This is a genomic window from Actinoallomurus purpureus (genome assembly GCF_024055795.1).
In the GTDB taxonomy this organism is placed as follows: Bacteria; Actinomycetota; Actinomycetes; order Streptosporangiales; family Streptosporangiaceae; genus Actinoallomurus; species Actinoallomurus purpureus.
This window is the reverse complement of record NZ_JAMXMY010000021.1, coordinates 39,111-60,319: the sequence shown is the minus strand read 5'-3', so window position 1 is coordinate 60,319 and position 21,209 is coordinate 39,111. Positions and strand designations below refer to the sequence as shown.

The window sequence follows — 21,209 nt, the reverse complement described above, 5'->3', positions numbered from 1 at the left end:
GAGTCCGGGAAGGGGAGAGCCCGGGAAGGGGAGGGCCCGGGAAGGATCCGGCGCGTGCCGTGTCGTCTGGGCGGCGGCAGGGCACGCGCCGGGACAGGCGATTACTGGGCGTACTGCGGGTAGCCGTAGCCCACGACGCTGGAGGTGGTCCGCGTCCGGACCCTCACGGCGTCGTCCGTGTTGCCCTCGACGGTCTGGATGGTGCCGTCGTGGTTGTCCTTGATGACCAGGCCGACGTGATCGATGCCGTCGACGCCGCCGCCGCTCCAGGAGAAGAACACGACGGCTCCGGGCTTGGGGACGTTGCCCCAGCGGCCCTGGGAGATGAACCACTTGGCGTGGGTGGGAGTGAACGCGTCGGCGCCCATTCCCTTGACGCCGAGCTGGTCGCCGACCCAGGAGACGAACATGTCGCACCAGGAGGCGTTGGCGTAGTCGCTGATGGACCCGCCGTTCTCCTGGACGCCGTGCTTGGCGTACGGGGTCGACATGAACCACTGGTTGAACTTGCTGCCGCCGGCCGCGTTCTCGGTGGTGCCGACCTGGGACTGGGCGAGCTTGAGAACGTCCCCGGCGGAGGGCAGCTTCTTCACAGCGGCGGGAAGCTTCTTCACAGCCTGCTTCGGCGCGGCGAGGGGGCGCAGGTCGACGTGCGCGTAGTCCCTCAGGGCGTCGGCGCTCATCGCCGTACCCGTACCGGGAGCAGGTATCTGGCCCACGTGCTGAACGGCCGGACGGGACGTACTGGGAACCTGCGCGGACACGGCGGGCCCTGCGGACACCATGGTGATCGCGGCCGCGCCCGCGGTGGCGGTGCCGGCGATGAGGCCGGCGAGGTACTTGCTCTTCGGGGTACGGCGGGGTTTGGCGTGACGAGGGGACACTGGGGGGTACTCCTTCGGCTTCCATGCCGCTTACCGGGTTAGCTGACGGGTTCGGGCGTGGAAGCTGCCCTACGGCACGATGTGCCGATTCACCCCAGTGATGCGGTGGGTCCCCGGTTCCGCGAGGTGCGGATTCAGCGGGTCGCCCGCTCATGCGGGCGGCTCGAACAAAAGACAGGGTCTGGCCGTCGTCGCCTAGGGGTGGGGATGACGGCCGGTATTCAGATCAGGGAAGACTCGCGGACAAGTTCTGCTCCTTACTTCCAGGCGCCTACCGGGTTAGCTGACGGGTTCGGGCGTGGAAGTCGCCCTACGGCACGAGGGGATGTGCCGATTCACCCCGGGACTTCTGATGGGTCCCCGGCTCCGTGATCTTCACGGACTCGACGTTGCCGCTCCCGCTTCATATGGATCAACGGGTTTCCGCGGGAGTGGCGCGATGTGAGATATGAACCGTCTCGGCTCTGTACGGAGGCCCTCGCACGAGTCTTCGCGCTGCGCTGTTTGCGCTGGTGGGCCGGCCGTTGCCGGCGGGTGTCGGAGCGGCGCATGGGGGGCGTCGCCGGACTTAGAGGAACATAGCAGACAATTAGCGACATGCCAAATATAGGGTTTGGACATGGGTTACATGGGGGGTGCAACAAAGATCGCCATAAAGATCGCCAATAAAGATCGAATTAGCGCATCGCGTGATCAATTTCAGCGCTCGTGATCGACCAATCATGAACGGCAGAAAGAGATCGCATCGTGAGGATCTACCGAAAAGCCTTACGGGACAGGACGTTCCGGCGGATCCGGAGAAGGTCGATCAGCCCGCCGCCGCGACGCGGTCAGCGCGAACGAGGGCCTCGCGATAGCGCTCCGAGACGATCGCCGCCAGCTCGGGGACGGCGCCCAGAGCCGGTGAGACGGCCACCGCCCCGGCCGCCAGGGACTCCTCCCGGACCTTGTCCGCGAAGAAGCCCGGGGCCAGGAAGTAGGACGCCACCACGACCCGTGGTGCGCCCGCCTCGTACAGCGTGCGCACGGCCTCGGCGGGCGTGGGGCGCGCCGCGGAGGCGTACGCGGGGACGACGGTGCGCCAGCCGCGCCAGCTGCGCGCCATCCGGCCGATCGTGGCGTTCGCGGCCGGATCGCTGGAACCGGCGGCGGCCAGCACCACGGCCGTGTCCGGGTCGGGCCGCACGCCCACCTCGGCGAGCCGTCCCTCCAGGGCGCTCGTCATCAGCGGGTGGGGGCCCAGCGTGGCGCCGTAGTGCAGGGTCAGCAGCGGATGGGCCGCTCGGGCCTCCCGCAGCGCGCCGGGGATGTCGGTCTTGCTGTGGTATGCCGCGGTGAGTAGGAGAGGGAGCACGACGGCCTCGTCGGCCCCCTCGCCGACGAGACCACCGAGCGCCTGCCCCGGTGCCGGGGGAGCGTGGTCGAGATACGAGGTCACGACACGCACCCCCGATGAACGACGTACAAGATCGAGAAGTTCCTCGACCGTCGCCGCCGCACGCGGATCCCGGCTTCCGTGGGCCACCGCGACCAGGGGGACCGCCCAGGTGCTCAGATGTTGATACCGCATTCGGTCTTTCCGGTGCCGGCCCAGCGTCCGCTGCGCGGGTCCTCTCCGGGTGCGACCTGCTTGGTGCAGGGCTCGCAGCCGATCGAGGGATACCCGTCGTACTGCAGCGGGTTCACCAGGATGCCGTGCTCCTCGATGTAGCCCTCCAGCTGCGTCTGTGTCCAGCGCGCGAGCGGGTTGACCTTCACCTTGCCGCGCGCGGCGTTCCACTCGACCACGCGCGCGCCGCGCCGATGCGAGGTCTCCTCGCGCCGGATGCCGGTGATCCACGCGAGGTAGGGCTCCAGCGCGCGGTTCAGCGGCTCGACCTTGCGCAGGTGGCAGCACAGGTCCGGGTTCCGGCCGTTCAGCCGGGGCCCGAGGTCGCGCTCCTGCTCGGCGACGGTTCTGGAGGGGGTGACGTTCACCACGTTGACCGGGTAGACGGCCTCGACCGCGTCGCGGGTGCCGACCGTCTCGGCGAAGTGGTAGCCCGTGTCGACGAACAGCACGTCGATGCCGGGCCGGACCTTCGACGCGATGTCGACGAGCACGGCGTCCTTCATGGACGACGTGACGCAGATCCGGTCGCCGAAGGTGGCGATCGACCAGCGGACGATCTCTTCGGCGGAGGCCTCCTCCAGCGCGTCGGCGGCCGACTCCACGATGTCGGTCAGGTCGAGCGCCGCGGGCGCCGACTCGAACAGGAGCGTCATGCCGAGCCCTCCCGTCCGCCATGGTGCGCCGGAGCGGCCGGAGCGGCCGGAGCGGCCGGAGCGGCCGGAGCGGCCGGAGCGCTGAGCGCGCCGAGCCCGACGAAACGGAGGCGGAACGCGCGCGTGCACGCGCGGCAGTGCCAGCCGCCGTCGTTCTCGTACGGCTCCAGGTCCTCGTCTCCGCAGTAAGGGCAGTAGAAGGGAACGGCTCTCTCGGTCATTTCAGCTCACCTTCCTCTGCACGCTGCACCCACGCGGCGAAGGACTCGCCGGCGGTCCTGCCCTCCTGGAAGTGGCGCAGCACCCTCTCCACGTAGTCGGGCAGCTCCTCGGCGGTGGTCTTGAGGCCACGGATCTTCTTGCCGAACTCGCCGCCGATGGAGCCTCCAAGGTGAACCTGGAAGCCCTCGACCTGATTCCCGTCGGCGTCGGTGACCAGCTGGCCCTTCAGGCCGATGTCGGCGGTCTGGATGCGCGCGCAGGAGTTCGGGCAGCCGTTGATGTTGATCGTCAGCGGCTCGTCGAAGTCCGGCAGGCGCCGCTCCAGCTCTTCGATCAGGTCCATGCCGCGCTGCTTGGTCTCGACGATGGCGAGCTTGCAGAACTCGATGCCGGTGCACGCCATCGTCTGACGCCGGAACGTCGACGGGCGGACCCGCAGGTCGTGCGCTTCGAGTTCGGCGGCCAGCGCGTCGGTCCGGTCCTCCGGAACGTCCAGGATGACCATCTTCTGCTCGGTCGTCGTGCGCACCCGGCCGGAGCCGTACTCCTCGGCCAGGTCCGCGATGACGCGCAGCAGGTCGCCGTCGACCCGACCGACCCTCGGCGCGAAGCCGACGTAGTAGAGGCCGTCGCGCTGCCGGCGGATGCCGACGTGGTCGCGGCGGTCGTTCCGGGGCCCACCGGGCGCCGGTCCGTCCGCCAGGGCGTACCCGAGGTACTCCTTCTCCAGGACCTCGCGGAACCGCTCCGGGCCCCAGTCGTTCATCAGGAACTTCAGCCGCGCGCGGTGCCGGAGCCGGCGGTAGCCGTAGTCGCGGAAGATGCCGGCGATGCCCGCCCAGACCTCGTGGACCTGCTCCGGCCGGACGAACGCCCCGAGCCGCTTGGCGAACATCGGGTTGGTGGACAGGCCGCCGCCCGCCCAGATGTCGTACCCGACCTCGCCCTCGTCGTTGACGACGCCGACGAACGCGATGTCGTTGATCTCGTGGATCGTGCACTGCGCCGTGCAGCCGGACAGCGCCGACTTGAACTTCCGCGGCAGGTTGGAGAACTCCGGGCGGCCGATGTACCGGTCGTGGATGTCGTGGATCTGCGGCGTCGCGTCGATGACCTCGTCGGCGTCGATCCCGGCGAGCGGGCAGCCGAGGATGACCCGGGGCGTGTCGCCGCAGGCCTCGGTGGTGTCCAGCCCGACCGACTCCAGGGCCTCCCAGATGGCCGGGACGCTCTCGATCTCGATCCAGTGCAGCTGGATGTTCTGCCGGTCGGTGATGTCGGCGGTGCCACGGGCGTACTTCGTCGACACGTCGGCGATCGTGCGCAGCTGCTCGAGGTTCAGCTGGCCGCCGTCGATGCGGACGCGCAGCATGAAGTAGCGGTCGTCGAGCTCCTCGGGCTCGAGCACGGCCGTCTTGCCGCCATCGATGCCGGGCCGGCGCTGGGTGTACAGGCCGTACCAGCGGAACCGGCCCCGCAGATCGGCGGGGTCGATGGAGTCGAAGCCGCCCTTGGCGTAGACGTCGATGATGCGACGACGGACGTTGAGGCCGTCGTCGTTCTTCTTGTTCTCTTCGTTCTTGTTGAGCGGCTCACGATAGCCCAGGGCCCATTGGCCCTCGCCTCGTTTCCGCTGCTGACGGGGTGGCATTGTGCGCGTCCTCCGTGGTGGTGGGGGACGCGAAGCACGCCGGCAGATCGCACTGCTGGCTCAACACTGAGCTGTGGGAGATGACACCGGCATACCGCGCGCCCATGAGGCAGTGGCGGAGATGAGGTGTCAACGACAGATGGCGCTGCCCACACGGAGATAGTCAACGTGCCGGCGCATTACCAGCAACGGATTCGCAGCAGCCATACACCGATGATGACATGTGGTTCGATGACTGTCCAACCTTGTCCGAAATGCGGACGAACGTCACATTGGTGCGCGCGTGCGTCGACGCAGGTGAGAGCCCCTGCCCGCCGGGGGTCCTCAGCCCTGGCGCAGCCAGTTGACGTCCGGTTCGGCGCCGTCATCCTCGCTCGTACGGTCGCCGCTCGGCGGGGTCCGCTCCCGCGAGGTCGCGGGCTCGGCCGGCGGCAGGTGCTGGCAGTCGCACCAACTGCCGCCGCGGCACTCGCCGTGCCGTCGTTCGCGACACGCTGGGCAGATCATGCCTCCATTGTGCCCGGTGGAGACCGGTGTAGGACCATGACCGAACCGCGTTCTGTACGCTGTGGCGCGTGGCCGTGGCGATGGACGAACTGCTCACCGATCTGCGCGAGGAGACGGGCGACCTCGAGCGCCTTCTGGGGCCGCGGGTCTGGGACCTGCCGACCCCCGCCGAGGGATGGACCGTCCGCGACCAGGTCACCCACCTGGCGTGGTTCGACGAGGCGGCCGTACGCGCCGTGACGGACCCCGCCGCCTTCCGCGAGGAGGTCCGCACGCTGGTCGCGGAGGGCTTCGACGTGGACCGGGCCGTGGAGGAGCGGAGGTCCATGCCCGGCGACGCGGTCCTGGACTGGTTCCGGACGGCCCGCCACCGGATGATCGAGGCGCTGGCGGCCCTGGAGCCGAAGGCGCGGATCCCCTGGTACGGCCCTGACATGGGAGCGGCCTCGTTCACCACCGCGCGCCTGATGGAGACCTGGGCGCACGGTCAGGACGTCGCCGACGCCGTCAAGGTCCGGCGCGCGCCCACGGACCGGCTCCGTCACGTCGCCCAGATCGGCGTGCGCACCCTGCCGTGGAGCTTCACCGTCCACGGCAGGCCCGTCCCGCAGACGCCGGTACGCGTCGAGCTCACCCTCCCGGGCGGCGGCCGCTGGGCCGCTGGGCCGGAGGACGCCGCCGACCTCGTCCAGGGACCGGTGCTGGACTTCTGCCTGGTCGTCACCCAGCGGCGGCACCGAGCCGACGTGGACCTCACGATCACCGGACCGGTCGCGGAGGAGTGGATGGACGTCGCACAGGCGTTCGCGGGGCCGGCCGGCGCCGGGCGGCGGCCCGGGGGGTCGCCTGACGTGTGACGATCATCACATCCTGTCGATGCGTCCGCCGCGCGGGCCGGGTGATCTCATCGGGAATCCTTCGATTCCCGTTACGGAAGGGGATCCCGGCGCCGACTCGGGGCCGGGGCGGCCGGCCGGAGGTGATCGGCGAGATGAGCGTCATGCCCCATCCCGGGTGCGCAAGGCCCTACGGTAGACCGTCGTGACCACCGCCTCCGACGCTTCGACGGGCGTTGCCGAGGCGTCGACCGTCTCACGGCTGCGCTCCGCCCTCTGGCAGATCCTCCGCGGCACCGCCGTGTCGGCGTTCCGCTACCGGGTGACCGGGCTGGCCGCGGAGGCGGCGTTCTTCACGCTCCTGTCGCTGCCGCCCCTGGCGCTCGGGCTGATCGGCATGATCGGGCACTTCCGGACCATGCTGGGGACCGCGACGATCACCGAGACCCGCACGTGGGTGCTGGACCGCGCGGAGACGGTCCTCACCGACCAGACCGTGAAGTCCGTGGTCGAGCCCCTGCTCGACGAGGTGCTGCGCGGCGGCAAGGTGGGGATCGTCTCGCTGAGCTTCCTCATCTCCCTGTGGGCCGGCTCCCGCGCCCTCAACGTCTACGTGGACACGATCACCATCGCGCACGGCCTGTCAGGAGTGCGCGGCGTGATCCGCACCCGCCTGCGCGCGTTTTTCCTCTACCTCGCCGGGCTCGGGGTCGGGCTGATCGTCATCCCCCTCCTGGTCGCCGGGCCGACGCTGGTGCTGCACTGGGTCCCGGCCGGATCCGTGATCGTGCGCCTCCTCTACTGGCCGATCCTCGTCATCGTCGCGGTCATCTTCCTGGCGCTCCTCTACCACCTCAGCGTCCCCGTACGGACGGCGTGGTGGCGCGAGGTTCCGGGCGGGGTCACCGCGCTGGCCATCTGGGGGCTCGGCAGCCTCGTGCTCAGGCTCTATCTGGACGGCTCCACGTCGGTGTCGGTGTACGGGTCGCTGGGCGCCGCCATCGCCGTCCTCGCCTGGCTGTACGTCACCGCGCTGGCCGTCCTGATCGGCGCGGCGCTCAACGCCGAGATCGACAAGCTGTGGCCGGGGGAGTTCACGAAACGGGCCCGCCTGGAGGACGAGTCCCCGCGCCGCTGAGCGCGTCCGTCGTCGGCTCGCCGGCCGTACCGATCGCCCGGTGGAGACCGGAGCCGGACAGTGACCCACGGGCTTCGTCGCGGCTCGCCGCCGCGCCTCGGGTATGGCGGAAGCCCCCGCCGTGGCGGGGGCTTCCGGGAGAGCGCGGGGGTTCGGGTCAGCCGGAGACCGGGGCGCCGGTCTTCGGGTCGAGGATGAGACGTCCGGCACGGGGGTGCCAGAAGTCGAACATGCCCCAGAGGCCACCGGCCCGCTGGTCGAACGACGCGTCGCCGATCCGGCCGACGCCCCAGTTGTCCTCGATGAACTTCAGCACCGACGTCTGCTCGGTGTAGCGGTGGTCGACGTGGTCGACCTTCGCGTACGGCGAGATGACGAGGAGCGGGAGGCGCTGGCTGGGGCCGCAGCGGTCCTGGTAACCGCCGGCCACCTTGGCCGTGCCGCACAGCGCGGACTGGTCCGCCGCGGCGTCCGCCGAGCCGTTCAGGATCTTCGGGGCCTTGTGGTCGTACCAGCCGTCGGAGTCGTCATAGGCGATGACGACCGCCGTGGACTTCCACTCCGGCGACTTCTGGAGCTTGTTGATGGAGTTGACGAGGAACTGCTGCTCGTCGAGGGGGTCGGAGTAGCCGGCGTGGCCGTCCTGGTAGTTGGCGGCCTTGAGGAAGCTGACCGCGGGCAGGTGGCCGGCGTTCAGCGCGGCGTCGAAGTCGGCCAGGTCGTACTGGTGGTTGGCCTGGTCGGTGCTGCCGATCGCCGCGACGGAGGACGGCGGCAGGTGTTGCTCGTTGGCCGTGGACTTGTAGTACTGGAACGGCTCGTGGTGCGGGTTGTAGTCGGTCTGCGTGATCCCGCCGATGTTCTGGTGCGCCGCGCCGCAGACGGCGTAGCCGTTCGCCGTGCCGGTCGGGCGGAAGCCGCCCTGGAACCAGCCCCAGGTGACCTTCTTCTCGTTGAGCAGGTCCCCGACGTTCTTCCCGGTCATCACGGCCAGGTTGTTCTTCGAGGTGTGGTTGGTGCCCGAGCAGTCGTCGAACGCCGGGTCGGGGTCGTTGATGACCGTGCCGACGCCGTCCTTGTCCGGGGACTGCACGACGTAGGAGTCACTGACCTTGGCGTGCTTGACCGGGTCGACCGCGTAGCCGCCGTGCGTCTGCCCGGAGATCAGGTTGAGCGCTCCCGGCGTCGACGGGCCGAAGACCGTGTCCCAGGAGTTGTCGCTCATCGCGTAGTGCTGCGCGTAGTTCCACAGCCCGGTGACGGTGTTGCCGTCGTAGTAGTCCATCACCAGGCCCGGCTCGCCGAACAGGATCGGCTGGCCGGTGCACTTGTCCTTCTCGGTGTACTCGACGAACTTGTCCACCTTGCCGCCGTTGACGGCCTTCTGCTCGGACCCGTACCCGTGGTCCTGGTCGCAGGTGAGCGCCTGCTCGTGCGTGAGGCGCTTCGGGTTGTACTGGTTTGGGTTCTGCGTGAGCAGCTTCTTCGTCAGCCCGTCGACCCGGGGCGTGTGCCGCGCGGCGGTGAACTTCGTCCCGTCGGTGTTGGCGGCCTTCGGGTAGGTGCCGAAGTAGTGGTCGAAGGAGTTGTTCTCGTCGAACAGCACGACGACGTGCTTGATCGGCGTGGCCGTGCGGGCCGGCGTCTCGGCCGCGGTCAGCGAGGCACCCTGGTGCTGTTCGCCGCTCGCCCAGCTCGGCGCCGTGGCGAGCGCGAGCGCTCCGGCCGCGACCACCGATCCGGCGATCAACGCCGAACGTCGGCCCTTCCACTTTCCGGGACCCATCGTGTTTCCTCCTGAAGGTATGAAGCGCCGGGCCTCCGACGGAGTCCCGGTACAGCCGGGATCACATCGAGCCGGGTCGACGATCACGCTGACGTAAGGTGACGGCAACGTAAACAGGTCACCATGACTCTCTCAAGTCTCTTTAGCTGATCTTTATCCGATCTCGTGGCCCTGTGTCCCGTCAATGACTGATTTGCCGCTTTTGGACTTCATGCCCACGAGCGTGGTCAGCTCAGGAGGGCGCGACCGAAGAAGTCCGTGGCGTCCCGGACGCCGGGCAGCGCGAAGAAGTAGCCGCCGCCGAACGGCCGGATGTAGTCGGTGAGCGGCTCGTCCTTCAGCCGGTCCTGGACCGCCTCGAACTGCCGGGCGATGTCCTGCTGGTAGCAGGTGAAGATCAGCCCCATGTCGAGGTCGCCGACCGCGTCCACGCCCCGGTCGTAGTTGAAGCCGCGGCGCAGGATCCGGCTGTCGGCGGTCTGCGGCGTCCGCGGGTTCGCCACCCGGATGTGACTCGTGAGCGGGATGACCTTGCCGATCGGGTCCTCGGCGTAGCGTGGCTCGTCCAGTTCGTGGTTCCCGTCGAGCGGGGCGCCGGTGTCGCGGCTGCGGCCGAACATCTGCTCCTGTTCGGTCAGGCCCACCCGGTCCCAGAACTCCACGAGCATCCGGATGAGCCGGATGACGACGTACGAGCCGCCGGCCGTCCAGGCGGGCTCCGGCCGCGTCCGGTCGTGCCGGGTGCCGCCCAGACCAGGCGGCTCATCTCCCGGGCGTCGGTGACGTCGGGATTGGCGATGCCGTCCTTGAACCCCATGAGGTTGCGCGGCGTGCCGCTGGGCCGGGGCGGGCTGGCGAAGCCGTTCATCCGCCACCGCACCTGCATGGTGCCGCGCGTGTGCCGCGTGACGTCGCGCAGCGCGTGCACGATCGTGTCCTCGTCGTCCGCGGACAGCTGCAGGCTGAGGTCGCCGTGGCACCAGGCGGGGTCGAGCGTGTCATTGGGGAACGTGCGCATCGGCGTCAGCCCGGGCGGCCTGCGGCCCGCCAGGCCGTACCGGTCGTCGAAGAGGGACGCCCCGACGCCCACCGTCGCCGTCAGCCCGCCGCCGGGCACGTCGGGGCCGAGCACTCCGGAGTCGGGGGGAGGCGTGGCGATGCCGCCGTCTCCGGGCGCCCCTCCGGCGGTCAGCGCGCGGGCGCGGTCGGTGAGGGTGCGCAGCAGCTCGGTCAGCTCACGAGGGCCGGCCGCGATGACGTCGAAGGACGCGACGATGGTCCGCCGCCCGGGCCGTTCGAGGATGCCCACCTGGTGCTCCCCGTGGAACGGGCGGGTCGCCGCCCCGGGGCCTCCGCCGGGCAGGGCCGCTCCGGCGGCGGACGGACCGGCCACGGCCCCCGCCACACCGGCGGCCAGGGCGCCGCGCAGGAAGGATCGGCGGTCGGTCATCGGGCATCATCTCGTTCCCTGGGCGCGACGTCGGGGCGCGCAGATCGTGGCGATGGGGGCGAGTCGTTCGAGCAGTTCCCCCGCCGCGCCGTTCAGGCGTTCGCGGTCGGCGCGGGAGAGCCGGTCGACGGACGACCGGCCCTTCAGCAGCGCGGCCATCCGGTCCGTCCAGGCGTCGACCGTGGCCAGGCCCTGATAGCGGGGGCGCAGCAGCGGGCGGAGCACGTCGACCAGTTCCCGCGTGCCCTCCAGGTTCGCCGCGGCCGTCCGCAGCGTCGTGCCGCTGCCCTGGTCCGCCTCGCCGGTCAGCTGGAACTGGAGGGTGTTCTCCAGGATCTCGTGCGCCCGCAGGGGAAGGTCGGCCGGGTCGATGCGCTCGTCCGGGAAGTCGGACCGCAGGGCGCGGACGTCCCGGGCGAGACGGTCGGTGACGGCGGCGAGCGAGGAGGCGGACTCGCCGTGCCACAGGCCGTACTCCACGCGGTGGAACCCGGTGAAGCCGGGGTCGCGCACGCCGGCGGGCCGTCCCGCGGGACGGCCGTTGATCCGGCCGTCGAAGTCGCCGAAGGTGCCGTACGCCGCCCCGAGGCGCTCGTAGGCCATATGCGCCGGCGTCCAGGCGGCCCGCGCCGCGCCCAGGTCGCCGTCGTCGACGGCCGACCGCAGGGCGTCGGTCCGGGCGACCAGGCGGTCGAGGCCGGCGGAGACATAGGCCTGGTAGGAGCGCGTCGGCGCGTACAGGTCGTTCTCGGCGACCGGGACGATTCCCGGGGCGCCGCTTCCGGTGCCGGTGAGCCGCGTCACGGGGCCGGTGACGGGGTCGCCGGGCCCGTCCTGCGCGCAGCGGAAGGCGTACGAGCCGGGGCCGAGCGTGATTCGCAGCACGCGATCGGTTCCGGGGCCCAGGCTCTCCAGCTCGGCGTACACCGCGCCCGTCGCCGGGTCGGTGAGCGTGACGTTGGTCGCGGTTCCGCCGTCGTTGCGCAGCAGGAGCGCCTGCCGGCCCGGCCGCAGCGGAAGCCGTCCGGTGCCGCACCCGGAGGCCCCCGCCTCGATCGCGGCCGCCGCAGTCGGCGCCGCGGGTGCCGGACGCGCCACGTCCCCGGCCACGGCGAGCAGCAGCGCCGCACCCGCTACGAGCACCGGCGCGCGCATCGCGATTCCTGTCACCATCGTCCTCAGTGGGGCATGCGGGCCGTCCCCGATCGGCGGCCACCGGCCGCGCCCACGGCGCCGGCGGCGAACGGACCAGGACACTGTAGAACGCGACGGGCGGCGCTTTGTGGCGGATCCCCGGGTACGCGCGGGTCCGCGTCGCTGTTTCACCGTCGCGTCACCAGGTCTTCACCGGCGCCTTTCTCGCGATCTCGCCCCCGGGGATTCCCGGCGGCTCCGCGGCAAGTTAGGTTAGTCTCACCTAATAAAGATCGGCCGCGGCCGGTCCCGACCTCATCCGATCGAACAGGGGACTCCTTGGCGGACCGTCGCTGCGCACACTGCCCCGGAAGCCATACCGGGGAGCGTTCGTGCCTGGCCAGCGCCACGACGAAGGCGCGCTCCTGGCTGCTCGTCGAGCATCCGGGGCCGTGGGCCGAACGCGTCGAGGACACCGACCTGCCGGGGCCGGTCGCCGACGCGCTGCGGCGCGCCGGGCGGCACGGGATCCGCGCCCAGTTCATCCGCGCCCCCGGCAGGCGACGCCCGACGCCGCCGCTGTGGGTGTACACCGGCTTCTCCGGCGACACCGCCCCTGACGGCCGTCCCGTCACCGCCTGGCTGGAGGGGCGGGAACTGGGCGATCCGGCGGAGCTGGCCGACCTCGACCTGGCGGCCGTGGCCGCCGGGCGGCGCCCCGGTTTCGGGTCACCGGTCGCGGGCCCGCTGCTGCTCGTCTGCGCCCACGGCCGCCGGAACGCCTGCTGCGCGCGGACCGGTGCGCCGTTGGCCCGCGCCCTGCGCGAGCGTTTCGGGGAGGAAGTGTGGGAGACCACACACGTGGGCGGCGACCGGTACGCCGCCAACCTCGTCTGCCTCCCGCACGGCCTCTACTACGGCGACCTCGACGAACAGCGGGCCGTGACGGCCGCCCGCGCCTACCATCGCGGGGAGGTGGTGCTCGACCGTTACCGTGGGCGGGCGGGCCTGCCCGAGCCGGTGCAGGCCGCCGAGCACTTCGTGCGGGCGCACACCGGGATCGTGTCGGTGGACGGCGTCACGGTGGAGTCCATGACCGCGGACACGGCCGTCGTACGCGCCGGCCTGGGGCGATACCGTGTCCGGGTGGAGCGCGTGGATGTCGGCGCGTGCGGTCCGGGATGTACGGAGAACCTCGGCACGTATGTTAAAAGGGATCTGGCCCTTCTCAACGGGGCGGCCCTCGTGTAGCCTCTCCGAGGCCCTAATCGCCGTTCCCGCGAGGACACGGCGGCTCTCGGGGAACATCACGGCGCTTCAAGACGTTGCAATATTTTGCGCGCTTCTTACTGCTATAGCGCCCGTGACCGAAATTTGCTCACCAGCAAGCTACGAGGTGGTAGTTCTATGGCTCAGGTACGTCGGCAGGCAAACCTCCCCCGTCCCAGCTGGGGCTGGCAGGACGCTGCCGAGTGCCGGGGGGAGGACCTCGTCCTGTTCTTCGGCCCCGATGGAGAGCGTCAGCCGGAGCGTGAGATCCGCGAGCGTAAGGCCAAGACCGTGTGCATGCGCTGCCCCGTGCGCACCGAATGTCTTGACTACGCCGTCTCCCGGCCCGAGAAGTACGGCACATGGGGCGGTCTGAACGAAGACGAGCGCGCCTCCGAGCGTCGCCGTCGCATGCGTCGCGCCAACGCCGCGTAGCGTCCCCCCGCTACCAGCGACCGCGCGACCGAGGCCCGAACGCGGGCCGAACCGCAAGAGCGCCGAGCAGTCCAGAGTTTTCACCCCTTTATGTGGCGGGCGAACCAATCCCCCGCGAGCCGGGCGACCTCCTCGAGTGCGCCCGGCTCGGCGAACAGGTGGCCCGCACCAGGCACCACCACGATCGCCTTCTCGGCCGTCATCCGCGCGGCCGCCCGCTCGTTCAGCGATAGCACGTCCAGGTCGCGTCCGCCCACGATCAACAGTGTAGGCGCACGTACGACCGCTAGAGCCTCGCCGGCGAGGTCCGGGCGGCCGCCCCGGGACACCACCGCTGCGACGTCCTGGGGGCGGGCGGCCGCCGTGACCAGCGCGGCGGCCGCTCCCGTGCTGGCCCCGAACACGCCCACCGGTCGTGTTCTCGCCCACTCCACGACGGCGGAAAGACGCTCCGCGAGCAGCGGGATGTCGAACCGGGACCGCGCCGTCCGGGCGTCTTCCAGATCCTCGTCCGGAGTGAGCAGATCGAACAGCAGCGTGCCGAACCCCCGGTCGCGCAGCGCGGCGGCGACCTGCCGGTTGCGGGGACTGCGGCGGCTGCTGCCGCTGCCGTGCGCGAAGATCACCAGCCCGCGTTCCCCGTCCTTCAGGTCCGCTTCGAGCGTCACGCCCGCCGCCGGGATCCTCACAGCAGCCTCTGCACATCGTCGTCGGACAGCTGGTCGAAGCGCACGTACCACTGGCCCACCGCGCGGAACGTCCAGGGGGCGGCCAGCACCACGATCTCGTCGGCGTCGCCGGCCAGGGCCTTCACCGTCTGAGCGGCCCCGACCGGTACGGCGAGCACGACCCGCCGGGGCTCTCCCGCCCGGACCGCCGCGAGCGCGGCACGCGCCGTCCCGCCCGTGGCCAGGCCGTCGTCGACCACGACGACGTCCCGGCCCTTGAGGCGCGGCAGCGCCCTGTCCCCCCGGTAGGCCGCGACCCGCCGCGCGAGTTCCGTTCGCTCGCGCCGTACGGTCTCCTCCAGGTCCTCCCAGGTCAGCCCGACGCGGCGCATCAGGTCGGTGTCGAATACCGGCTCCCCGCCCTCGGCGATCGCCCCCACGCCCAGCTCCGGTTGGCTCGGGCATCCGATCTTGCGGGTCACCAGCACGTCGAGGGGCGCGTCGAGGCGGCTCGCGATCTCACGGGCCACCGGCACGCCGCCGCGGGGCAGGGCGAGGACGAGCGGATCGGCGAGCCGCAGAGGCACGACCTGCTCCGCGAGCAGGCGTCCGGCCTCGGCGCGGTCGGTGAAGGGCAGCCGTACTCCCTGACGGCTCCAGCCCACGGCGACCACCTCGCACGGGTCAGTGGTCTTTCTCACCGGAGCCCTACCCCGCAATGCGGAGGTGCATCCGGCCGTCCGCCGGGTACGACTATGTAAACCGTTAATCCCCTCGCAAGCGGACAAACCGGCGGTGCTGCCCCCAGTGGACCGTGCGAAGGGGGCTGAGACGCGTGACCGGCGCCGAGGAACGGTACGGCGGGAAAGCCGGGGGGCGGCTGCCCGAGCTCACCGTCGGCGACGGGAGCCTCTCGGACCCGTTGATCCAGGCCGATGACGACGCCGCCGACGCCCCGTACGAGCGGGTGGACATGGTGATCCGCCGTCTCTTCGCGGTCGGCCTGGACCTGCACGGCGCGCTGGGCCACATTCACGAGCACGTCGACGAGGAGGCCGCCGCCCGGACGATCCGCCAGGCGATCTCCGCTCTGGATGAGACGATCAAGCAGTTCCGCGGCATGGTCCTCGATCTCTGGTCGGCGGACCGGACGGCGTCCGGCGGCATCCGCTCCAGCGTCGTGCGCGCGATCGAACGCGCCCACAGACCGGGTGGCGGCTGTCCCGTCATCACCCTGAGCGGCGGAGCGGACTTCCCCGACGAGGGGCTCGCGCACCAGGTCGGCGCGGTCCTCAAGCAGATCTTCGACCTCATCCCGGCGGACCGCCTGCCGAGCGCGCGGCTGGAGGTGGCCTCCGACCCGCCCCCGCTTTGCCGGCTGACCGTGCACATCGACGTTCCCGGAGCCGACCTGGGCGACGTCGCCGACCGCCTCGGGACCCCCTCCGGGGAGCGCGTCACCGTCTCCAGCGAGGCGGTCACGGCGCCGGCGTCACACTCGTACATCCATCTCGAATGCCTCGCCGCGGCGCCATGACGCCCGGTCGGCGACCCGCCCCGGCGCGGCGCCGGGACCCTCCTGGAATCACCACATTCGTCCGGTTCGCGGGCGGGCCGGCGCCCGTGCCGGCCGGGAGGTCATGGCGTGGCGGCCTCGCGGCCGACGGGCCGGGCGTCCTACCGTGACGCTGTGATCGTGATGGAGCCCGTCCCCGCATGGTGCCTGGTCAACGGCGAGTGGACGGAGTGCGAGGACCCGGTGATGGCGGCCTGCGACCCCCAAGGCGGCGACGTGTACGCCGCGATGGCCGGGCTCGGCTTCGAGGCATGGTGCCGGATCGGGGACGAGGGGTTCGGCGCGGCCCCGCTCACGCTGACGGTCTACTCCCGTGAGAAGCCGCCGCTGCAGTTCCTGCTGCAGCTGGAGGGCAACGCCGGGAACGTGGTCGAGCACGTCTTCGCCGAGACCCTCCCGGACGCCATGAACCTGCTGGCCGCGTGGGTGCCGGTGGCCCAGGCCGGAGCCCTGGTCGAGCTCGTCCGGCGGCTCTCGGCCGACGACGGCGAGGGCTCACCCCCGCTGCGTGCACGGCCCGCGCCGCCCCGGCCGTTCGCGACCGGAGCGACGCACTCGACGGTGGTGGACCGCGTCGGCTCCTGAACGAGGCCGTCAGGCCTGGCCGGGGCCCTTCGGAACGCCGTCGTCGATCTCGGCCGGAGCGTTGATCGTGACGCGGTGCATCTTGCGCCGCTGGGTGTAGTCGGCGACCGCGTAGTGCTGGGTGGGCCGGTTGTCCCAGAAGGCGAGCGTGCCCACCCTCCACTTGAGCCGGACCTGGAACTCCGGTGAGCGGACGACGTCCTGGAGCAGCGGCAGCAGCGCCTCGTTCTCCCGGTCGTCGAGGCCGACCAGGCGGGTGGTGGAGCTGCGGTTCACGTAGAGCGCCTTACGGCCGGTCTCCGGGTGGACGCGCACGACCGGGTGCCGTACGGGCGGCCACTTGCGCCGCATCTCCGCCAGGTCGAGCTCGTGTCCCTTGGCGATGGCCTTGGTCACCGACATGGTGAGGTCGTGCTCGGCCTCGAGTTCGTCGCACAGCCGCTGGATCGACGTCGGCAGCGACTCGTAGGCGAGGTACATGTTGGCCCAGTTGGTGTCGCCGCCGACGTCGGGCAGGATCATCGCGCGCAGCAGCGACCCCATCGGAGGCACCTTCATGAAGGTGTTGTCGCTGTGCCAGGAGTCCCCGCCCTCGCCCTTGGGATCCTTCTGGTCGAGGATGTGGATGGCGCTCGCCGAGGTCTTCATCGGCGGCTCGTTGAGCGTGCCGAACCGCTCGGCGAAGGCCAGATGCTGCTCGTCGGTGATCTCCTGGTCGCGGAAGAACAGGACCAGATGGTCGAGCAGGCCCCGGCGGATCTCCGCGACCTCCTCATCCGACGGTGGTCTGCGCAGGTCCAGTCCTGTCACCTCGGCGCCGATGTGCCGTGTTACGGGATGAAATTCGATCATGTCGTGGAGCCTCCGTCGACGCACTCCGCTCGTCAGCAAGCAATCGCTAGGTTGCCACTTTTCCGCACGCCTGACCAGCCCTCGGCAGGACTTCGGCTTTCCGGCCGAACGGGCCGTGCGCGGAACACCCGGTGACCCCGCGCCCGGTCAGCGGGAGCCGGTCGCGGTGGGGGCGTTCGCCAGGGCGCGGCGGGCGGAGGGGAGGGCGGCCCGCCGGTCGGCGGCGACGAGGCCGACGCGGGTGCGGCGGTCGAGGAGGTCGGACTCGTCGAGGGCCCCCTCGTGGAGGACCGCCCAGACCAGTTCGGCGCCGATGGTGGACGAGCCCGGCGCCACCGGATCGAGGAGCGACGGATCCTCCGCCGCGAGCGCCACCACGGCGGGCGCCTCGGCGCCGTACCGCCGCACGAGGCGCGGCGGCGCGGTCAGGCGGCCCAGCTCCGGGGCGGCGCCGACCAGGGGCAGCCGCGCCGTCCGGCACGGTCCGGCCGCGAGGCCGCGCCCCTCGATCGCCGCGTCGACGGCGTCCTGGGCCATCCGGCGGTAGGTGGTGAGCTTGCCGCCGACGACCGTGACGACGCCGTTCCCGCCCGTCAGCACCGCGTGGCGCCGGGACAGGTCGGCGGTCCGGCCGCCGGGGCCGTCGAGCAGGGGGCGCAGCCCGGCGTACGCGCCCGCGACGTCGGCTCGGCGTACGGGCACCTCGAGCGCGGAGTCGACGAGGTCGAGCAGGAAGCCGATCTCGGCCTCCGTCGGCCGTGGCACGTCCGGGATCGGGCCGTCCGCGGGCTCGTCGGTCAGGCCGACGTGGACCCGGCCGTCGTCCTGCGGCAGGACGAGGGCGAACCGCCCGGTCGTCCCCGGAACGGGCAGGTGCAGCCCGGACAGCGGCGCGCCCAGCGTCTCGGCCCGCAGGACGAGGTGGGTGCCGCGAGAGGGCCGGAGCCGTACGCCGTCGGCGAGTCCGCCGGCCCACACCCCGGTCGCGTTGATCACGGCGCGGGCGCGGATGACGTGCTCCGCGCCGGTCAGCTCGTCGCGCACGTCCGCGCCGTCGCCGGCCAGGGCCAGGGCCCGGCAGCGGGTGATGATCCGGGCGCCGTGCGCGGCGGCCGTCCGCGCGATCGCGGTCACGAGGTGGGCGTCGTCGGCGAGCTGGCCGTCCCAGGACAGGATGCCGCCGCGCAGCCCGTACGAGCGCAGCGCCGGGGCGAGACGCAGCGTCTCGACCGTGGACAGGCGGCGCGGGCGGGGCAGGACGGCGCGCGGTGTGCGGGCGGTCAGCCGGAGCAGGTCGCCGGCGAGCATGGCGCTCATGGACAGGGCCGCCGCGGAGCCGGACACCAGCGGCGTGAGCGGCAGCACGAACGGCAGCGCCCGTACGAGGTGCGGGGCGGTGCGCTCCATCAGCACCCCGCGTTCGACCGCGCTCTCGTGCGCGACGCCGAACTGCCCGGAGGCCAGGTAGCGCAGACCGCCGTGCACCAGCTTCGAACTCCATCGCGACGTGCCGAAGGCGAGGTCGTGGGCGTCGACGGCGGCCACGGACAGGCCCCGCGCGGCGGCGTCGAGGGCGACTCCGGCGCCGGTCGCGCCGAGCCCGACGACCAGGACGTCGACGACCTCTCCCTCGGCCAGCGCGGCGAGGTCGCGGGCCCGGCGGGCGGCGTTCAGGGATGACGCGGACGTCACGGGGCGAGGTACCCGTCGAGGATCCGCCGCAGCTCATCGTCGAAGGCGTCCGGCGACAGGGCGGGGGTGCCGTCGGTGACGATGTGCCCGGACATGGCGAAGGACTGGACGATGAGCAGAACGGCACGGGCCTGCCGCGCGGGGTCGCCGGCGCGGATGGTGCCGTCGCGGTGGCCGGCGCGCAGGGTCTTCTCGAAGGCGCGCAGCACGGCGTCCTGGGTCGTGCCGCGCCGCTCGAGGAGGTAGGGGAGCAGGACCTCGGGGTCCACCTCGAGGATCTTGTGGAACAGCGGATGCTCGCGGAGTGCCGCCACGCCGGCGACGAGGGCCTCGACCGCGCGGGGCCGGACCGGCGCGCCGTCGCCGGGCGGCGCGACGCGGGCGACCACGCCGGCCCACTCCCGTGTCATCAGGTCGCCGACCAGCGTGCGCACGTCCGGCCAGCGCCGGTAGATCGTCATGCGGGACACGCCGGCCCGCCGGGCCACATCGGTGAGCGTCGTGCGCCGCACGCCGACCGCGAGGACACAGTCGCGGGCGGCGTCGAGCATCGCGTCCTTCTTGTGACGAATGGACGTCATGTGTAACAGTGTAAATGCGGTGACCATCCGAAGGAAGGGGAGGCCCATGCCGGCGATGCTCTGGAACGGCTGGGGTGATCCGGACCGGGCCACGCGGCTGCCCGACTCCGTCGTTGGACTGCTGCGGGAGCTGCTCGGCGTCCGGTCGGTTCCCCTGCCCCCGGTGAGCCTCGAGGAGATGGCACCGCCGGCGCCCCGCCCCGCCGTACGCGCGCTGGCGGAGATCGTGGGGCCCGAGCACGTGTCCACCGACGACGAGGCGCGGATCCGCCACACCCGCGGGAAGTCGACGGCGGACCTGCTGCGCATGCGCGCGGGCGACGCGCGTGAGGCACCGGACGCCGTCGTGCTCCCCGGTGCCCACGCGGAGGTCCTGGCGGTGCTGGAGCGGTGTTCGCGCGAGCGGATCGCGGTCGTCCCCTTCGGCGGCGGCACCTCGGTCGTCGGCGGCCTCACGGCGGAGGGGGAGGGGTTCGCCGGGGTGGTCGCGCTCGACCTGCGCCGCCTCGACCGGATCACCGCCCTCGACACCGTGTCGCGCACGGTGACCCTCCAGGCGGGCCTGCGCGCCCCGCGCGCCGAGGCGCTGCTGGCCGAGCGTGGATACACGCTCGGCCACTATCCCCAGTCGTACGAGTGGGCGACCATCGGCGGATTCGCCGCGACGCGGTCCTCAGGTCAGGCGTCGGCGGGGTACGGACGGTTCGACGAGATGGTCGCCGGCCTGACCGTCGCCACCCCGCGCGGCACCCTGACCCTCGGCCGGGCCCCGAAGTCCGCGGCAGGGCCCGACCTGCGCCAGCTGGTGCTCGGCTCCGAGGGCGCGTTCGGCGTCATCACGGACGTGACCGCGCGCGTCCGCCCGCTGCCGGAGGCCCGCCGGTACGAGGGCTGGAGGTTCCCAACGTTCGCGGAGGGCACCGCGGCCGTACGCGCCCTGGCCCAGGACGGGCCGCTGCCGACCGTGCTGCGGCTGTCCGACGAGACCGAGACGATGATCGGCCTGGCCCGGCCCGAGGAGATCGGCGAGGGACGCGGCGACGGCTGCCTGGCCATCTGCGGGTACGAGGGCGCACGCGAGGAGGTGGCCGGCCGCCGCGCCGGCGCGCACGCCGTGCTGCGCGCGCACGGAGGGGAGCCGCTGGGCGAGGGACCGGGGGAGAGCTGGGCCGCCGGACGGTTCTCCGCGCCGTACCTCCGCGACGCCCTGCTCGACGTCGGCGCCTTCGCCGAGACCCTGGAGACCGCCGGGTTCTGGTCGAACCTGCCCCGCCTCCTGGAGACGGTGCGGCTGACGCTCTCCCGAGAGCTCCCGTCCTCCCTGGTGATGTGCCACATCTCGCACGTCTACCCGGACGGCGCGTCCCTGTACTTCACCGTGGTGTCCGCGCAGGGCGACGACCCTCTCGCCCGGTGGAGGCGCGCCAAGGCCGCGGTCAGCGACGCGATCGTCGAGGCCGGGGGCACGATCAGCCATCATCACGGCGTCGGCACCGACCACCGTGACTGGCTCGCCCGCGAGGCCGGGCCGCTCGGCACGGACGTCCTGCGGGCCGTCAAGGACCGGCTCGACCCGATGGGCGTCCTGAACCCGGGTGTGCTCGTCCCTTCCACACGCTCCGGCGGATAACCCGTACGATCCGGCGGAGGGCCCGCCCACGAGGAGCGGGCGAGGAGA

At 71.8% G+C, this 21,209-nt stretch carries 22 protein-coding genes and 2 riboswitches; of the genes, 7 read left to right on the top strand and 15 right to left on the bottom strand.

Annotation, left to right across the window (positions count from 1 at the left end):
* Nucleotides 1–101 precede the first annotated feature (101 nt).
* The 6 genes from NE236_RS32140 to NE236_RS32115 form a co-directional block, all read right to left on the bottom strand.
* Entirely contained in the window at nt 102–884 is a 783-nt protein-coding gene (locus tag NE236_RS32140; RefSeq protein WP_252845970.1) for a CHAP domain-containing protein, read from the bottom strand.
* Between the two features lie 13 nt (nt 885–897).
* Nucleotides 898–1,034, bottom strand: a riboswitch (cyclic di-AMP (ydaO/yuaA leader).
* A 103-nt stretch (nt 1,035–1,137) separates the two neighbouring features.
* Nucleotides 1,138–1,283, bottom strand: a riboswitch (cyclic di-AMP (ydaO/yuaA leader).
* Between the two features lie 409 nt (nt 1,284–1,692).
* Nucleotides 1,693–2,454: a sirohydrochlorin chelatase gene (locus tag NE236_RS32135; RefSeq protein ID WP_252845969.1), complete on the bottom strand. Its 762-nt coding sequence runs from the start codon at nt 2,452–2,454 to the stop codon at nt 1,693–1,695.
* Entirely contained in the window at nt 2,436–3,149 is a 714-nt protein-coding gene (locus NE236_RS32130; RefSeq protein ID WP_252845968.1) for a phosphoadenylyl-sulfate reductase, read from the bottom strand. The genes NE236_RS32135 and NE236_RS32130 overlap by 19 nt, the downstream gene beginning before the upstream one ends.
* On the bottom strand, nt 3,146–3,370 hold the full coding sequence (locus NE236_RS32125; RefSeq protein ID WP_252845967.1) for a PDDEXK family nuclease: 225 nt from the start codon (nt 3,368–3,370) through the stop codon (nt 3,146–3,148). Before NE236_RS32125 ends, NE236_RS32130 begins: the two co-directional genes overlap by 4 nt.
* Nucleotides 3,367–5,022, bottom strand: coding sequence for a nitrite/sulfite reductase (locus NE236_RS32120; protein WP_252845966.1), 1,656 nt, complete (start codon nt 5,020–5,022; stop codon nt 3,367–3,369). Before NE236_RS32120 ends, NE236_RS32125 begins: the two co-directional genes overlap by 4 nt.
* A 324-nt stretch (nt 5,023–5,346) precedes the next feature.
* On the bottom strand, nt 5,347–5,529 hold the full coding sequence (locus NE236_RS32115; protein WP_252845965.1) for a hypothetical protein: 183 nt from the start codon (nt 5,527–5,529) through the stop codon (nt 5,347–5,349).
* Nucleotides 5,530–5,597: 68 nt separating this feature from the next.
* Between NE236_RS32115 and NE236_RS32110 the strand changes: the two genes are divergently transcribed.
* Complete coding sequence (locus tag NE236_RS32110; RefSeq protein ID WP_252845964.1) at nt 5,598–6,386, top strand: TIGR03084 family metal-binding protein; 789 nt, start codon at nt 5,598–5,600, stop codon at nt 6,384–6,386.
* A gap of 184 nt (nt 6,387–6,570) precedes the next feature.
* Complete coding sequence (locus NE236_RS32105) at nt 6,571–7,503, top strand: YihY/virulence factor BrkB family protein (protein WP_252845963.1); 933 nt, start codon at nt 6,571–6,573, stop codon at nt 7,501–7,503.
* 157 nt (nt 7,504–7,660) lie between these two features.
* Here the strand turns inward: NE236_RS32105 and NE236_RS32100 are convergent, their stop codons facing one another.
* The 4 genes from NE236_RS32100 to NE236_RS32085 form a co-directional block, all read right to left on the bottom strand.
* Nucleotides 7,661–9,289 (bottom strand): phospholipase C, encoded by a 1,629-nt coding sequence (locus tag NE236_RS32100; RefSeq protein ID WP_252845962.1) that lies wholly within the window; start codon nt 9,287–9,289, stop codon nt 7,661–7,663.
* A gap of 227 nt (nt 9,290–9,516) precedes the next feature.
* Nucleotides 9,517–9,951, bottom strand: a complete 435-nt coding sequence (locus tag NE236_RS32095; protein ID WP_252845961.1) for a Dyp-type peroxidase — start codon at nt 9,949–9,951, stop codon at nt 9,517–9,519.
* Nucleotides 9,924–10,739, bottom strand: coding sequence for a Dyp-type peroxidase (locus tag NE236_RS32090; protein ID WP_252845960.1), 816 nt, complete (start codon nt 10,737–10,739; stop codon nt 9,924–9,926). Before NE236_RS32090 ends, NE236_RS32095 begins: the two co-directional genes overlap by 28 nt.
* A gap of 6 nt (nt 10,740–10,745) precedes the next feature.
* A complete protein-coding gene (locus NE236_RS32085; protein ID WP_252845959.1) occupies nt 10,746–11,912 on the bottom strand; it encodes an EfeM/EfeO family lipoprotein in 1,167 nt (388 codons plus the stop codon).
* A gap of 300 nt (nt 11,913–12,212) precedes the next feature.
* Between NE236_RS32085 and NE236_RS32080 the strand changes: the two genes are divergently transcribed.
* Complete coding sequence (locus NE236_RS32080) at nt 12,213–13,124, top strand: sucrase ferredoxin (protein WP_252845958.1); 912 nt, start codon at nt 12,213–12,215, stop codon at nt 13,122–13,124.
* A 156-nt stretch (nt 13,125–13,280) separates the two neighbouring features.
* Nucleotides 13,281–13,577 (top strand): WhiB family transcriptional regulator, encoded by a 297-nt coding sequence (locus tag NE236_RS32075; RefSeq protein ID WP_252845957.1) that lies wholly within the window; start codon nt 13,281–13,283, stop codon nt 13,575–13,577.
* Between the two features lie 80 nt (nt 13,578–13,657).
* Here NE236_RS32075 and NE236_RS32070 read toward each other — a convergent pair whose 3' ends face one another.
* Together NE236_RS32070 and NE236_RS32065 are read right to left on the bottom strand one after the other, a co-directional pair.
* Nucleotides 13,658–14,245 carry a dienelactone hydrolase family protein gene (locus NE236_RS32070; protein WP_252845956.1) on the bottom strand — a complete coding sequence of 196 codons (588 nt, stop codon included), beginning with the start codon at nt 14,243–14,245 and terminating at the stop codon, nt 13,658–13,660.
* Between the two features lie 17 nt (nt 14,246–14,262).
* Nucleotides 14,263–14,946 (bottom strand): phosphoribosyltransferase, encoded by a 684-nt coding sequence (locus tag NE236_RS32065; RefSeq protein WP_252845955.1) that lies wholly within the window; start codon nt 14,944–14,946, stop codon nt 14,263–14,265.
* Nucleotides 14,947–15,080: 134 nt separating this feature from the next.
* Between NE236_RS32065 and NE236_RS32060 the strand changes: the two genes are divergently transcribed.
* Nucleotides 15,081–15,782 (top strand): hypothetical protein, encoded by a 702-nt coding sequence (locus NE236_RS32060; protein WP_252845954.1) that lies wholly within the window; start codon nt 15,081–15,083, stop codon nt 15,780–15,782.
* Between the two features lie 153 nt (nt 15,783–15,935).
* Nucleotides 15,936–16,406 carry a hypothetical protein gene (locus tag NE236_RS32055; protein ID WP_252845953.1) on the top strand — a complete coding sequence of 157 codons (471 nt, stop codon included), beginning with the start codon at nt 15,936–15,938 and terminating at the stop codon, nt 16,404–16,406.
* 9 nt (nt 16,407–16,415) lie between these two features.
* On the opposite strand, the gene NE236_RS32050 is transcribed toward NE236_RS32055, so the two are convergent.
* The 3 genes from NE236_RS32050 to NE236_RS32040 form a co-directional block, all read right to left on the bottom strand.
* Nucleotides 16,416–17,258, bottom strand: a complete 843-nt coding sequence (locus NE236_RS32050) for a TauD/TfdA dioxygenase family protein (protein WP_252845952.1) — start codon at nt 17,256–17,258, stop codon at nt 16,416–16,418.
* A 147-nt stretch (nt 17,259–17,405) separates the two neighbouring features.
* Nucleotides 17,406–18,950 (bottom strand): glycerol-3-phosphate dehydrogenase/oxidase, encoded by a 1,545-nt coding sequence (locus tag NE236_RS32045; RefSeq protein ID WP_252845951.1) that lies wholly within the window; start codon nt 18,948–18,950, stop codon nt 17,406–17,408.
* Entirely contained in the window at nt 18,947–19,531 is a 585-nt protein-coding gene (locus tag NE236_RS32040; protein WP_252845950.1) for a TetR/AcrR family transcriptional regulator, read from the bottom strand. Before NE236_RS32040 ends, NE236_RS32045 begins: the two co-directional genes overlap by 4 nt.
* 55 nt (nt 19,532–19,586) lie before the next feature.
* Between NE236_RS32040 and NE236_RS32035 the strand changes: the two genes are divergently transcribed.
* Entirely contained in the window at nt 19,587–21,161 is a 1,575-nt protein-coding gene (locus NE236_RS32035) for an FAD-binding oxidoreductase (protein WP_252846087.1), read from the top strand.
* Nucleotides 21,162–21,209 lie beyond the last annotated feature (48 nt).

Excerpts from the sequence above, each read along its gene's own strand:
- NE236_RS32135 (WP_252845969.1), bottom strand. The coding sequence starts at position 2,454 with ATGCGGTATCAACATCTGAGCACCTGGGCGGTCCCCCTGGTCGCGGTG.
- NE236_RS32130 (WP_252845968.1), bottom strand. The coding sequence starts at position 3,149 with ATGACGCTCCTGTTCGAGTCGGCGCCCGCGGCGCTCGACCTGACCGAC.
- NE236_RS32125 (WP_252845967.1), bottom strand. The coding sequence starts at position 3,370 with ATGACCGAGAGAGCCGTTCCCTTCTACTGCCCTTACTGCGGAGACGAG.
- NE236_RS32120 (WP_252845966.1), bottom strand. The coding sequence starts at position 5,022 with ATGCCACCCCGTCAGCAGCGGAAACGAGGCGAGGGCCAATGGGCCCTG.
- NE236_RS32115 (WP_252845965.1), bottom strand. The coding sequence starts at position 5,529 with ATGATCTGCCCAGCGTGTCGCGAACGACGGCACGGCGAGTGCCGCGGC.
- NE236_RS32100 (WP_252845962.1), bottom strand. The coding sequence starts at position 9,289 with ATGGGTCCCGGAAAGTGGAAGGGCCGACGTTCGGCGTTGATCGCCGGA.
- NE236_RS32090 (WP_252845960.1), bottom strand. The coding sequence starts at position 10,739 with ATGACCGACCGCCGATCCTTCCTGCGCGGCGCCCTGGCCGCCGGTGTG.
- NE236_RS32085 (WP_252845959.1), bottom strand. The coding sequence starts at position 11,912 with ATGGTGACAGGAATCGCGATGCGCGCGCCGGTGCTCGTAGCGGGTGCG.
- NE236_RS32075 (WP_252845957.1), top strand. The coding sequence starts at position 13,281 with ATGGCTCAGGTACGTCGGCAGGCAAACCTCCCCCGTCCCAGCTGGGGC.
- NE236_RS32050 (WP_252845952.1), bottom strand. The coding sequence starts at position 17,258 with ATGATCGAATTTCATCCCGTAACACGGCACATCGGCGCCGAGGTGACA.
- NE236_RS32040 (WP_252845950.1), bottom strand. The coding sequence starts at position 19,531 with ATGACGTCCATTCGTCACAAGAAGGACGCGATGCTCGACGCCGCCCGC.
- NE236_RS32035 (WP_252846087.1), top strand. The coding sequence starts at position 19,587 with ATGCTCTGGAACGGCTGGGGTGATCCGGACCGGGCCACGCGGCTGCCC.